The sequence below is a fragment of the Bacillus altaicus genome, from assembly GCF_042136375.2.
GTDB classification, from domain to species: domain Bacteria; phylum Bacillota; class Bacilli; order Bacillales; family Bacillaceae_G; genus Bacillus_A; species Bacillus_A cereus_U.
Genome location: NZ_CM143394.1, coordinates 2919808 through 2933560, shown reverse-complemented (window position 1 = coordinate 2933560; position 13753 = coordinate 2919808). Strand labels below are relative to the sequence as shown.

Sequence of the window (13753 nt, the reverse complement as noted above, 5' to 3'; positions counted from 1 at the left end):
ATGTACATGAAGGATTTACGTTATCCAATAGGTCAATTTACTTATGTAGGCACTATTACAGAAGAAATAATTGATAAATGGATTCAAGAAATAGAGGATTTACCTAATGAACTAGCAAGAGCGATAAAAGATTTAGATCAGAAGCAGTTAGATACACCGTACCGCGTTGGTGGATGGACTGTTCGTCAAGTCGTTCACCATGTTGTTGATAGTCATATGAATAGCTACATACGCTTTAAATTAGCACTGACAGAAAAGAATCCAACTATTAAACCGTACAAAGAAGAAAAATGGGCAGAGCTACCTGACTCAAAATTACCAGTAGATGTTTCACTTGTCATGCTAGATTCATTACATAAAAGGTGGGTTAACTTATTATATTCTTTAGAACCAGCAGATTTAGAAAAGACATTTAATCATCCTGAATCAGGAGAAACAAAACTTGCTGCTGCAATTGGACTATATGCATGGCACGGTCGGCATCATACAGCTCATATTACTTCTTTAAGAGAGCGTTTAAATTGGTAACATTAGAGAAGGCGACAGAAATTGATGCAGAGATTATATTTCAAATGCAAGTAGAATCATTTAGCTCATTACTAGAAAAGTATAAGGACTATGAAACAAGTCCGGCAAATGAACTTATTGAAAGAACGATTTCAAGAATAAATAATCCGGACGGTGGATTTTATAAAATTTTCGTAAATACGAATCTTGTCGGAGCAATATGTATATCACGTAAAGAAGAGGTATCCAAATTTGGGATAAGCCCGATGTTTATTATTCCAAACTATCAAGGAAACGGAATTGCTCAAAAAGTATTAATTTTAATTGAGGAGATGTTTCCGGAAATAACGACTTGGGAGCTTGCTACAATTTTAGAGGAAAAACGAAATTGTTTTCTATATGAAAAGATGGGATATATAAGAGCGGAATTTAAAAAGAAATTAAATGATAAAGCAACTTTAATTTATTATAAAAAAGAAAGGTAAAGCACATTTTAAATGCTTTACCTTTTTGTATCACTTTAGATTAAATATACAAATTTTATGTATATTCTTCCAAAAAGTTCGGGTTAGTAATTTTAAATTCGAATAAATATACAAAAATGAACTATTTTGTCGTATATGTTACTAACGCTTTTTGAATACTTAATATGCTATCATCGCCTTTAAATTCTTTCGTAATTGGCGCGCTCAAACTAGATACCCATATTTTAAGTTCTGCATCTAAATCAAAATGCCCAGCTGTTTCAATACTAAATTGTGTAATACTTTTATAAGGGATAGAATGGTATTCTGTTTTTTTACCAGTTACTCCTTGTTTGTCTACTAAAATAAGACGGCGATTTGTAAATACGATTAAATCACGAATTAATTTATAAGCATGCTCAACTTTCTCATCATCTAGCATAATCTTTTCTAAATCACGTTCAACGTTTTCTGTACTCGCACTTGATGCATTTCCTAAAATACCACTAAATAAACCCATATGAAATTCCTCCTTTATAATATGTGGAATGAGTTTCTTATATTGTACCATGCTATTGGATAAGACATTATGACATAAGTTCAATAGTTTTTCGTTATTGTTGCAATTAATTTATATAACCTCATCCTAAAATCTTGTGCTAACATGTAATTAAGAAAATAGAAGCAGAGGGATTAAGCATGAAGAGTATCGGTTTAGTATTAGAAGGCGGCGGAATGAAAGGGTTATATACTGCAGGAGTACTCGAATATTTTATGGAAAGGGACTTATTCTTTCCGTATGTAGTCGGTGTATCCGCTGGAGCGTGTATGGGAGCAACATATTTGTCACGTCAAAAAGGAAGAAATAAGCAAGTAAACACAGAGCTAGTAGCAGATCACAGGTATATATCTTATCGAAACTTAATTCGAAAACGTGAATTATTTGGAATGGACTTTTTATTTGATGAAGTACCAAACAAAATTGTACCGTTTGATTTTCAAACATTTCTAAATTCAAATGAACAGTTTGTAATCGGAACGACTGATTGCGAATCAGGACAGGCAGTTTATTATAATAAAACAGAACATGGAAATGATATTTTGAAAATTATTCGTGCATCAAGCTCTGTGCCGTTTATAGCACCTGCTGTAGAATATGATAATCGAAAATTATTAGATGGAGGGATTATAGATCCTATACCAGTTTTTAAAGCTCAAAATGATGGTTATCAAAAGAATGTTGTTATTATGACAAAGCCAGAGGGATACGAGAAGCAGCGTAATAAATTTTCTGGACTAGCTAAGATTTTGTATAGAAGATATCCAAAAATCGCAGAGCATTTAGTAGAACATTATCGTTTTTATAATGAAACTGTATCTTATATGAATCACAACGAACAAAAAGATAATTTTTATGTAATTCAGCCAAGCTCACAGCTTCCTATAAGTGGAATAGAAAGAAATAAAGAAAAGCTCGTTAATTTATATAACCTTGGCTATAAGGATGCTCATAATCATTATGAAAACTTATTGAATTGGATGGAGAAATAAAGGGGTGGAAAGTTGATATTAGGAAAAGAAGTTATTTTTAATGAATTGCAGAAAATGCATAGTCCTCTATATAAACCATTTCCGAATTGTGACATTCGAAAAATACGGAAAGATTATAAAAATATGTTTACAGAAGATGACTGTATTAATGCCGATTTAAATTATTATTGGATGCATACAGCAGGAACTTTAAGTTATGTACTGAATAAAAACGAAGAGGAGATTTCGTTTGAGCAAATAAAATGGTTACGAATATCGTTTTTTGAATGGTTTCCGCAATATCATTTTCTTGAAACAGAAATTGTACAGTATCCCATTTTACATAGAGACTTCATGAATTATGAGAAGACTCGGAAACTGTTACTTTACTACCTTACTGAATAAAGACGAAAACGCACAGGTTAAATAGCTTGTGCGTTTTTTGGTTCATAAAATATACAATATTTCCAACTTGTTTATATAGGAATTCTAATGAGAAGAAAGAAGTACTTATAAAATACTGCAGAGGAGGGAAGAGGATTTTAGTTTTGCGGTCGTTTTCCTTTAAATCATTATTCATCATGTAAATATTAAGTGCCAAAAAAGGTTTTTAATTCTTATTGGACTATCAGGCAGGTTAGTTAACTTGTGTTCAACAATTGTGTCGGATTCTTGAGAATTACTTTCAAATATTGTTAGTTATTTATGTTAAAATATTCCGAGTGAAATCAGGTTCTTATCGATGTTATAAAGTATCAAGCAAAATAATTCAGAAACGAAGAAGGGACAGCACTAAAATGGAAAACGTATCAAATGTAGATAAATTGGAATCAATAAAATCTTTACAATCAACAATCAATAAACTAGAAAATGCTTTGTCGCAGATGACTCAAAAAGGCGCAAATACTACTTTAGTAAAGAAACGACTGAAAGCTGTTTGCATCGGCTTAGCAATGCTAGAAAACGTTTGGAATCAAAGAACCCATCATTACACCCTGGAAGAGTTAGCAGAAGCTCGTAATGTCATTACTGGTTTGTTGCCATCAATCAAGAAATTTTATGATAAGTCAAAGGCTGGTAGTCCCCAAAGAACACTTTTAGAAAGAAGAATAAAAGCGTTGGAACAAGCTATTCAAGCAATTGATAATTTTTCTAATAAATAACCGATTTAAAAGGATGCGTTAGTGCAATAAGAATTAAACAAATTTAAAGAGCCTTATTACAAATAAAATGTAGCTAGGCTCTTATATTCTTCATATCAAAATTAAATAGCTATCACTTTACAGCAAGCTTAAACATATTCTTTCTATAGTTCAATTTTAAATAATACACGTAAGATTCATCTTTATACACCACATGATTATTCTCGCACTTCACACCTTCAAGAAATTCTTATTACATCGGCTAACCAGTATACATTTCATCTTCAATTTCATACGAAATCAGGAAAACTTGAAAATGAACCTCTTTTAACGGTGAATAGACGTCTCTATAAAGATTTAAAAGAAAAAAGATACAAAACCATTTATGAAGAGTTTAAAGGCGGTCACGATGGCATTTGGTGGCGTAAAAAGCTACCTGGTGGATTGAGGACATTAAAGTATTCAAAAACAACACTATAAAATGAAAAGAGGAATGAATCTATGAATCAAGATGAGTTAGATAAAAAGCTAAAAAAACAAGAAATTCTAGTGAAAGATGAGAAAGTTTGGTCATTCACGTATGAGGATCATATTAGTTCTATTGTTAAACAGGCAGAAAAGAAAGGAGCTTTTAATGATTTACCTGGTAAAGGGAAACCTCTTAATCTTGATAAAGACCTTTCGTACAATCCTGAAAAGCAACTGTATAGAACTTTGGCAAATAATCATGTTTTACCTAGGTGGATTGAGCTTTCAAAAGAAATTGACGATTTAAAAGAAAGACTAAAAGAAAATACAAATACAGCAGAAGCAGCGGATTTAATTCGAACTATAAATAAAAAAGTTATAGAACATAATTTACTTTGTCCGCCAAGTGCGCAAAAAATGAGAGTGAAAACGGATTTTTAACAATTTTCAATCAAGCTATCTCTTGCTATATAATTAAGTTAGGTGTTTTCAATTCGTTACTAAAGGGAGGTAAAAGCTGTGAAAAATACGTATCACCTTCAAATTCCGAAAGAACTAGAACAGTATCGTAGTATTTTAGAAGAAAGTGTGAAACCGTATATTAAAGTGTCTGGAACGCAAGCAGAGACAACCCTTTTTGAAAGTAAGTTTGGTGGATATCCGTATTTACCTATAAATCAGGAACATCCTAAAGACTCTAATGGCCAACCTATGATGTTACTTGCGCAGTTAAACCTTGAAGAAATTCCACATATTGAATATATGCCTCAAAAGGGCATGTTACAATTTTTCGTAAGTGCTGATGATGAGCTTTTTGGAGCAGATTTTGATCATCCAACAAGCCAAAAAGACTTTCGAATTATTTCTCATTCTACAATTACAGAAGATTTAACTAAGGTTATTACGGATTTTAGTTACTTAAACACATTAGAATTAGAGGATTTTATCATACCCGAAGCAGCGAAACTAAAGTTTGAATTGGATTATCAACCAGTAACATCAAGAGATTATCGATTCGAAAAGATTTTTAATGATAACATTGATTGGGAAGAAATTGTTGATAAAGAAAACAATACAGAATTAGGCGAACTGTATGATGATTTATGCGAAGATCAAGGACATAAAATTGGTGGTTATCCATTTTTTACACAGACAGATCCGAGGGAATGGGAAGAAAAATACCAACAACACGATATATTATTGATGCAAATTGATACAGACAATTCATTAAATATTATGTGGGGAGATTCTGGTGTTGCTAATTTCTTTATACGCAAGGAAGATTTATTAAACCTAGATTTTTCCAATGTTATTTACAATTGGGATTGCTATTAAAATAACAATTTAGAGCATTACTTATGTTTAAATAGGGAAAAGGACCCGATTTATTGGTGTATATATGTTTAAGTGCTAAAAAATCATCCTAACAGTTAGGATGATTTTTGTTTTGATAATATTTAATTATGTTAACTAAATTAAAAGATAGCAATCATAATAAAAGTCAAGCGATGATATGAAATAAATAAAAATAATGTAACATGTAGCAAATCATATATGTAGCTAAAAATGATAAATCAATCAGTGGGAAATTTATTAGTAATAAAAACACTTTAATCGATTTTAAATTTTTGTTTTAAATATATTGTTACGTAAAATTTTTTTGTGTTTGTAAATAGAACGACTCATGAATTTTAAGTTCGGATTTGCTATGAACGGATTAAATATAAATTAAGTGATAAAAACGTAAAAAAGCATTTAAGTTCGATTTAGTATAAATCTCATTAAAAATCTCCCTTTCATCTCATTAAGTATAGTTTACTTGGTTTTTGATACAGAGAAACACTCACTCTATACAACTTTGTATAATATATATTATGTTAACTAGAAAAAAGTAATAAACTTATCATATGTTAATTATGATTGTTAGGCTCCCCTTTTTAATTGGGTTAATAATGTGTTATAGATTGTGTGGTTATTTGTTATTTTAAGTTGTTCATGTTGTGTTATTGATAAGAATGTTTCCGTGTATAATTTATATTTTAGTTAATAAAAAACGCAATTCTTTTAAAGTGAACGAATTGCGTTGATATGATTAAGAATAAGTTTTTTAAAATTAGTTTGCTACAGCGATTGCTTCGATTTCGATTAATAATTTATCGTTAATCAATTTGTTAACTTCTATAGCTGAACTTGCTGGTGGATTGTTTGTGTTGATGTATTGATCTCGAATATCTCTAACAATGGCCATTTGAGAAATATCCGTCAAGAAAAATATTAATTTTACTACATCATTAAAATTTAATTCTGAAGCTTCTAATGCTACTTTAATATTTTCAAATACTTGGCGCGTTTGTATACCTAAATCTCCATTCCCGACTATATGACCATCAGCATTAATCGCTACTTGTCCAGATATGTAAATTGTTCGTTTAGCGTTACTAACTTCGACTACATGTGAGCAACCGAAAGTTGCTGGCATAGTTTCCGGATTGATAAATTTCTTTTGCAATGTACTTCTCTCTCTTTTTAATATCGTATTTTCTTTATATATTAATTCTAATTATTTTCTGAACTATTATCTGTTCACAAATGATCTATTTTGTTGTATTCACTTATTTTCCATTGTTCTTGATGGTAATAGATGCTACTGATACAAGCAGTAAAAAGTTTTGTTTTTCCTGAGCCTATTTCATTATTGGATATAAGAGCGAGAATTGTGTTTATGACAGCGCTATGAGTAACTAAAATAATTTTACTATTTGGGTGTTGTTTCTGTATTATATTCAAACCGGTTATAATTCTTGTTTTTAGAAATCTTCTTGGTTCTTGATTTATATAATTACGATTTGGAAACATTTGCGCTCGCTCTTCTGTCGTTAATCCTGAAGCCATACCATAATCGCGTTCTATAAAATTCTCCATTTCAATAAGGTTTACTGGTATTAACATGTATGTATTTATGATTTCAGCTGTTTGCTTTGCTCTTGATAAAGGACTAGAAATAATAATGTCCCATTGTGTTTCACGTAAATATAGACCGCATTTTTCAGCTTGTTGTTTACCATGTTTATTTAGCTTAATGTTCTCGCGACCTTGGAGCTTTCCAATAGCATTCCACTCCGTTTCCCCGTGCCTAACTAAGCATATAACAGCCATACACGTATCCTCCTGCTACAATGTGAAGTTAAATTCTATACATACAGTTTAAAGAGTTATATATGTTTGATTCCCTCGAGAGCTGCTTTTAATTACGTCTTGTTTTATTAATTCATCAGTTACTTTTGTATAGAAAAAGTGATACCACCATATAAAAAATTCTTCATAGGTTATTTCCATTGAGTATCTGCTGCTTACGTAATATTCTTTAAGAGGTTGATCATTTTCCTTTAACAATAAGATTAATTCTTCACTAATTGTGTTAGCGATTTCGCTAAGAATAGATAAGTCGGTTGTTTTAAAAACTGGAATAATAGGCTGTGCATTTTGATTTAAGCCTAGTTTTTCGTAAAATACATTTAAATTTAAGTCTATTTGACTATCTACTGCTACAAAATTTTTTACTAATTGCTTTTTCGCGTAATTAATATCAGTAATAGCATCGTGAAAATGTTCTTCAAGTATTTCCTTATTCGCTGTTATTAAATTTAAGGTTGAATATCGCGTATTTCCATAAAGGCCAATTTGAATTTCTCCTAAATCAAAATACGTATTACCATACATCCCGAATGCCCCTATGTCTGTTTGTGCCTGTTCTTGGATCGCATAATAATATATTTTCTCATTTCTCAAAGGTCGTTCCGTTTCTAAATAGTTTTCTTCAATATTATCTATTTGTCCAAAATCTAGTAACACACCACTATAAAGTAATAGACTATACGATTCTTTAGGTAAATGATTAAATGTTTCAATTCTTTTAGAAATAATATCAATTTGATTAGAATATTTCTCAATCATTTTAAGTGTAGGCTTAATTAGAGGTTTACATAGGTTATACAATTTATCCCCTTCATAAGCTGTTATAACCATACACGTCGGATAGTAGCCTTCTCCTGTCCTTTTCAATAAGCCTTCTAATTCTAATAAATAAATGTGCTTTTCAAATTCTTCATTAGTCCAATTTAGTACTGTCTTTATAGTATTTGATTCAATTCTAAGATGAAGCATAACAAGTAAATATTGACGATTTGTTTCACTTATTTTTATAGTTGGAGAATTATCTCCAGATGAAATCATTTTAGTCTCATAAGCTGTTTGTAGTATTTTCTCTGGGGTATTATTAGCAAGCATCATTACAGCCCTTCTTTTTAAATAAGTTAATTGTAAAATCTATGTATTTACTATGTTCTATAAATAAAAATAAGTACCCTTTAATAATCTCAAATTAAAAACCTTAGTATGCTCCTTTTGGATAATTAGTTACCTACCTGCTTCTATAACATATAACGAAACGTACGTTCTTTGTTGTGTATGAGAACAAATTTACTTAAATAAAACAATTTACAAATACATAATATTAGTTTTAGCTGCTGCTAAATGAATTCTATTTTATATATATAAATAATAAATTTGAAGAATTTATGAAATGTATTGTATTAAAGATGAAAGGTAAAACGATATAGTTTACACTAATAACAGCTAGAATAACAACATACGTATATTGTTAAACGTAAAAAGGAGAACTAATGAAAAAGAAATATATAAATCAAATTCATACTGATGTAAGTTTTAAACCAAAAGATATTATAGGTTTAATGACTGATTACTTTAAAATAAAAACAAAGTTGCGACCTATAAAGAATTTACCTATTGTTTTATCGAATAAAGATAATGAGTCTTTAGAGAGTGTTACATGGTTTGGACATTCTGCTGCTCTTTTAAAAATAGAAGGTAAAAAGCTGTTATTAGATCCTATGTTTGGCGATGCCTCTTCCCCGTTTCCTATTTTTAATAGTAAACGTTATAGTGGTGCTTTTTCTTTAGAACGTGAAGACCTTCAGGAAATTGATGCGATTATCATTTCGCATAATCACTATGACCATTTAAATTACAAAAGTATTATGCAGTTAAAAGATCGTGCAAAGCACTTTTATGTTCCGACTGGAGTTGCGCGTTATCTTATTAAATGGGGTGTTTCACCTAGTAAAATTAGTGAGCATAATTGGTGGGATGAAATTACGTTTGATAATATTAAATTAGTTTGTACACCTGCAAGGCATTTTTCTGGACGAAGTATGACAGATAGAGATAGTTCGTTATGGTGTTCATGGGTTATCCTTGGTCAAGAAACGAAAGCCTTCTTTAGTGGTGATAGTGGATATGCTCCGCACTTTAAGGAAATTGGTAATAAATACGGTCCATTCGATCTTACTTTAATGGAATGCGGGCAATACGATACGAGATGGTCTGCAATTCATATGTTGCCAGAAGAAACAGTACAAGCTCATATTGACGTTAAAGGAGAATTGCTTGTTCCTATTCATTGGGGTGCTTTTACATTATCATTACATGAATGGAGTGATCCAATTGAGCGAGTTACGAAAGAAGCAAATCGTTTAGGGGTTAATATTGCAACGCCGCAAATAGGTGAATCTATTACGTTGAAAGCTAAAGATTATCCTACTTCAGATTGGTGGCGAGAAGTATAATCATAACAAAAAGCGAACTATATTAAATAGGTTCGCTTTTTGTTAATTCACTTATTTTGGAGTTCTCTTATATCTACTGGAATTGCATTTTCTAACGGTGTTTCTCCTTTTTCTATCTTCCCTCCTACACCGTTCCATAATCCTTTTACAGGATCATATTCTCTATTTAGCATAAGTAGTTCTTCATTTCTTTTTATAAAACATAAAGTGTGCTTGTACATAATTTAATTCCTTACTTTGTTCTTAATAAGTTCTAACAGGTGATATTAAATATATTGCTGCAGATTGTTCACCTGCTTCAATTAATATCGGTCTCATGGAACCACCAAAACTTAAAGTAACTCTATCTTCTTTTATTGCTTTTAAAGTATCGACCATATACCGTCCATCAAAAGATATATTTAATTGCTTTTCACCGTGAATAGCATCTAGTTGTTGTGTCTCGGATATTTTACCAATTTGAGAAGCGTTGGAAGAGATTTGTATTGTGAATTCGTCGATGATTTCTAAGTTAACGTTGTTATTTGCCCATTCACTAGCTAATAAACTTGACCGATCTACACCTTGTAAAATCTTTTTTCTATCTATATTAATAACCGTTTGGGATTCATTTGGAATTAGGCCGGATATATTAGGATATTTCCCTTCAATAAGCCTTGAATACAACGTAATTGTACCGAATTTAAAAATAATGTGACTCTCTGAAAGATATATGTATACTAAATTTGAATTACTGTTCATTAATTTTAGTAGTTCACTAATAGTGGAACTTGGTACAATGCAATTCAATTTCGCATGTGAAGAAATGGTTATTTCACGTAAAGCCAGTCTGTGCGAATCAGTAGCAGCACAAATTAATTTGTTATGATCAATAACGAAATGTACGCCAGTAAGAACTGGTCTAGATTCATTTTTAGCTGCTGCAAAGACAGTTTGTTTAAAGACTTCAATTAATTGTTCCGTCTCTACTTGTATTTCTGCATGTTCGTCTATAAATGGTACATTTGGAAATTCGTTCGCCGAGAATCCATTTAAGTTTAAAGTAATTTCATCGGATTGAATTGTAATCAATTGCTCATTCATACTTTGTATTAAAATATCACTTGGCATTTTCTTAATAATTTCAATGAAATATTTTGCTGGTACAACAATACTTCCTGCTTTTAAAATAGTTGCAATTTGTTCGTCTTCAATTGAAATAGGTATAAATTTTTCAATGAAAATATTCGAATTACTTGCGATTAAAGTAATTCCAGATTGATCTGCTGTTATTTTTATTCCGGATAATATAGGAATTAAAGTTTTTGTTGAGATAGCTTTACTTACTTCTGAAAGAGCTTGTGTAAATTGTTTGTGATTAACGATAAACTCCATTTTTCCCCCGCCTTAAATAAAATAATATCTTTATGAAGATTGATGAATAATAGTTCCATTAAAAATATAAGGAACTGTTTCTTTCTTTTGTAAAAGGCTTTTTAAGTGTTCTGGTATACGTAAATAAGGTTCTGCTGAATCTAATTCCATCCAGGTAATCTCTTCAATCTCTTTTGGCCATGATATACAGATTTCCCCTCCGATTATTTCTCCTAAAAAATTAAAGAAGATTGCATGATGTCCTCTCTCCTCAAAAAAGGCTTCACTAATGGAACAAACCCCTTTTACGGATATATCTAGCCCTGTTTCTTCTTTTACTTCACGAATTGCTGCCTCTTCTAACGTTTCCCCGAATTTAACTGCTCCACCTGGTAAAGTGTAATAAGAACCATTTTTTCCTTTGTTTTTAACCATTAATAGCTTTTCATGAGTTTCATCATATAGAATTGCGTATGTAACATTTACTTTTTTCATATGTAACTCCCTTGAATGGTAAGAATTTTCTGTCTTTGTTTTATTCTATCATTAAATTGTTTGGATTCATAAAAAGTAATTTGAGTAAATAACTAATACGAAACGATATCGTGTTCATAGACACACAAAAGAAAAGAGCATATTTTGAAAAAGATTAATCATAATACACTCTTTAATGATTCATTTATAACCTTTTTTCTAAATAGTAATGATTATGTCCTTTAGGATGATCTTCACTTACCCCTATCACTTTATACCCATGCTTCTTATAAAAATTAGGGGCTTGGAAACTAAAAGTATCTAATTTGATTAGCCTACATTCTTTTTTAATTGCAAATTCTTCAATAAGATTCATTAAATTGCTTCCGTAACCTTCGTGCCTGTATTCTTCAGAAACCCATAGAAAGTCAACATGTACATGGTGCCAAAATGTGATTGCCGTTATCCCTCCTACTATTTCTTCTTTTTCATTTTTCACTATAAAACTAATCTTTTCTGAAGGTGTTTTTTCTTCATTTGAAAGTTGTTTTTGGTTATATTCAATTACTTTTTCTCTTATGTAATCACTATCTTCTTGTACCCATTGCCTTACTATTTGCATTTTAACTATCACGCCCCTTTACATTATTTATTCAATTTAATAATCGGAATGTCCTATCTTCTTTAATGTTAGATTATGAAATAAGTACAAGGATAAAATTAGATTTTTTGAATGTCATCCATTATTTATACATTTTTTTGTAAAGCAAAAGAGCCCTAGTATAAGGACTCTTTCTTAGCATTAAGCTATTTTTCGATTTAACGATTTGATTTCCTTCTCCTTTTCTGCATTTGGAGGGCGGATTACTATAGAGATAACGAAAGATATAACACATAGAACACCGATTGTAATGAAGGTTGGTTGAAATCCACCAAGTAGTGCCCCAATGAATGATCCTGCAAGTGCACCAAATCCGAAACCTTGGTAAACAATCCCGTAGTTTGTACTATGGTTTTTTAATCCGAAGAAGTCTCCCACAATTGCTGGGAAGATGGTGATGTTACCACCAAAGCAAAAGGCAACACTTGCTACACAAGCAAAATAAATCCCGTAATTTAGTGGAATGAAACTTAAAGTGAAGACGGACAATCCAATAATAATAAATGTAGCAGAGACGATTTTTAATCGACCTATTTTATCTGATAACGTTCCAAGAATAATTCTACCTATTGTATTAAAGATTGCAATCATTGCGACGGCATTAGCGGCAGTCGCTGCACTAAGACCAACGAGCTGCACCCCAATGTCTTTTACCATACCGATTAAATATAAACCACCCATACAGGAAGTAAATAGCATGAAAAACAAGAAATATACTTGTTTAGTTCGCATCATTTCACGCGGAGTATAGTCATTGTGTAATGTTTCAGTTGCGGTGTTACTTACAATTGCTTCACGTAAGAAGAACGATCCGATTAATACTAAAAGTAAGACGATAATACCCCAATATAAAAATGCTTGTGATACACCAAGACTATCGATAAGATTTCCGTTTACATATCTAAAAATTAAGCTACCCATTCCATATGCTGAAACAGATATACCAGAAATAAGCCCTTTACGGTTTGGAAACCATTTAATTAAATTAGATAGTGATGTAATATATGCTGTTCCATCAGCATATCCAACGACAACACCGGCTAATAAATAAAGTAATGGTAATGAGGAAACTTGTGAACTAAGTATTAAACCGAGTCCTAAAACAATTCCAGCTGTAGCGATAAGTTTACGAAGTCCAAATTTTTGTTGTAGCTTTCCTGCAAATAGAGTTGAGAATGATAAAGAAAAACTCGTAATTGAGAAAGTAATCGCGACTGAATTGAGGTTCCATCCAAACTTACTTACAAGGGGTTGATTAAATAAACTCCATGTGTAAATTGTTCCTAGGCCAATTTGAACAATGATTGTACCTAGAACAATTAACAACGGATTTATAGATGTTTGTTTCATACTAACTGTCCCCTTCTTTTATCATGACATGAATTTTCACAGTTAGTATATCCATGATAAATTGCAAGATACTGTACGGAAAATGGAAATTAAGTTAGCCTACACAAAAAGACACTTCATCAAGAAGTGTCTTTTTGTAGGTTATATACAGCATTTAAA

The 13753-nt window shown here is 31.2% G+C and carries 15 protein-coding genes and 2 pseudogenes; 8 read left to right on the top strand and 9 right to left on the bottom strand.

From position 1 onward, the window contains the following. The first annotated feature begins 6 nt into the window (after positions 1–6). Complete coding sequence (locus tag ACE38F_RS15385) at positions 7–528, top strand: YfiT family bacillithiol transferase (RefSeq protein WP_002065716.1); 522 nt, start codon at positions 7–9, stop codon at positions 526–528. Next, positions 468–992, top strand: coding sequence for a GNAT family N-acetyltransferase (locus ACE38F_RS15380; protein WP_375369063.1), 525 nt, complete (start codon positions 468–470; stop codon positions 990–992). Before ACE38F_RS15385 ends, ACE38F_RS15380 begins: the two co-directional genes overlap by 61 nt. Before the next feature lie 121 nt (positions 993–1113). Here ACE38F_RS15380 and ACE38F_RS15375 read toward each other — a convergent pair whose 3' ends face one another. Beyond that, positions 1114–1491 carry a PH domain-containing protein gene (locus tag ACE38F_RS15375; RefSeq protein WP_283747204.1) on the bottom strand — a complete coding sequence of 126 codons (378 nt, stop codon included), beginning with the start codon at positions 1489–1491 and terminating at the stop codon, positions 1114–1116. 179 nt (positions 1492–1670) lie between these two features. Between ACE38F_RS15375 and ACE38F_RS15370 the strand changes: the two genes are divergently transcribed. The 5 genes and pseudogenes from ACE38F_RS15370 to ACE38F_RS15350 all read left to right on the top strand — a co-directional run bounded on the left by ACE38F_RS15370 (position 1671) and on the right by ACE38F_RS15350 (position 5446). Continuing rightward, positions 1671–2522: a patatin-like phospholipase family protein gene (locus ACE38F_RS15370; protein WP_375369061.1), complete on the top strand. Its 852-nt coding sequence runs from the start codon at positions 1671–1673 to the stop codon at positions 2520–2522. A gap of 12 nt (positions 2523–2534) precedes the next feature. Then, positions 2535–2906 carry a YxiJ-like family protein gene (locus ACE38F_RS15365; protein ID WP_375369060.1) on the top strand — a complete coding sequence of 124 codons (372 nt, stop codon included), beginning with the start codon at positions 2535–2537 and terminating at the stop codon, positions 2904–2906. 392 nt (positions 2907–3298) lie between these two features. Continuing rightward, a complete protein-coding gene (locus tag ACE38F_RS15360; RefSeq protein WP_375369058.1) occupies positions 3299–3664 on the top strand; it encodes a hypothetical protein in 366 nt (121 codons plus the stop codon). A 195-nt stretch (positions 3665–3859) separates the two neighbouring features. Then, positions 3860–4552 (top strand): annotated as a pseudogene (locus tag ACE38F_RS15355) (DnaJ family domain-containing protein); the annotation flags it as partial. A 78-nt stretch (positions 4553–4630) separates the two neighbouring features. Next, complete coding sequence (locus ACE38F_RS15350) at positions 4631–5446, top strand: YwqG family protein (RefSeq protein WP_375369056.1); 816 nt, start codon at positions 4631–4633, stop codon at positions 5444–5446. Positions 5447–6224: 778 nt separating this feature from the next. On the opposite strand, the gene ACE38F_RS15345 is transcribed toward ACE38F_RS15350, so the two are convergent. The 3 genes from ACE38F_RS15345 to ACE38F_RS15335 form a co-directional block, all read right to left on the bottom strand. Then, positions 6225–6620 carry a RidA family protein gene (locus ACE38F_RS15345; RefSeq protein ID WP_375369054.1) on the bottom strand — a complete coding sequence of 132 codons (396 nt, stop codon included), beginning with the start codon at positions 6618–6620 and terminating at the stop codon, positions 6225–6227. Between the two features lie 74 nt (positions 6621–6694). Then, positions 6695–7267 (bottom strand): histidine phosphatase family protein, encoded by a 573-nt coding sequence (locus ACE38F_RS15340; RefSeq protein ID WP_375369052.1) that lies wholly within the window; start codon positions 7265–7267, stop codon positions 6695–6697. Positions 7268–7315: 48 nt separating this feature from the next. Beyond that, positions 7316–8398 (bottom strand): hypothetical protein, encoded by a 1083-nt coding sequence (locus ACE38F_RS15335; RefSeq protein ID WP_375369346.1) that lies wholly within the window; start codon positions 8396–8398, stop codon positions 7316–7318. A gap of 395 nt (positions 8399–8793) precedes the next feature. On the opposite strand from ACE38F_RS15335, the gene ACE38F_RS15330 reads away from it, so the two are divergent. Beyond that, the gene (locus ACE38F_RS15330; protein WP_375369050.1) at positions 8794–9756 is read left to right on the top strand and encodes an MBL fold metallo-hydrolase; all 963 of its coding nucleotides are present in this window, start codon (positions 8794–8796) and stop codon (positions 9754–9756) included. A gap of 53 nt (positions 9757–9809) precedes the next feature. Here ACE38F_RS15330 and ACE38F_RS15325 read toward each other — a convergent pair. The 5 genes and pseudogenes from ACE38F_RS15325 to ACE38F_RS15305 all read right to left on the bottom strand — a co-directional run. Further along, positions 9810–9977, bottom strand: a pseudogene (locus ACE38F_RS15325) (NUDIX domain-containing protein); the annotation flags it as partial. Positions 9978–9999: 22 nt separating this feature from the next. Then, on the bottom strand, positions 10000–11130 hold the full coding sequence (gene dnaN / locus ACE38F_RS15320; RefSeq protein WP_375369048.1) for a DNA polymerase III subunit beta: 1131 nt from the start codon (positions 11128–11130) through the stop codon (positions 10000–10002). Positions 11131–11160: 30 nt separating this feature from the next. After that, positions 11161–11604, bottom strand: a complete 444-nt coding sequence (locus ACE38F_RS15315) for an NUDIX hydrolase (protein WP_375369047.1) — start codon at positions 11602–11604, stop codon at positions 11161–11163. Between the two features lie 184 nt (positions 11605–11788). Beyond that, on the bottom strand, positions 11789–12205 hold the full coding sequence (locus ACE38F_RS15310) for a GNAT family N-acetyltransferase (protein WP_002161622.1): 417 nt from the start codon (positions 12203–12205) through the stop codon (positions 11789–11791). Positions 12206–12385: 180 nt separating this feature from the next. Beyond that, positions 12386–13594 (bottom strand): L-lactate MFS transporter, encoded by a 1209-nt coding sequence (locus tag ACE38F_RS15305; protein WP_002161621.1) that lies wholly within the window; start codon positions 13592–13594, stop codon positions 12386–12388. Between the last annotated feature and the right edge of the window lie 159 nt (positions 13595–13753).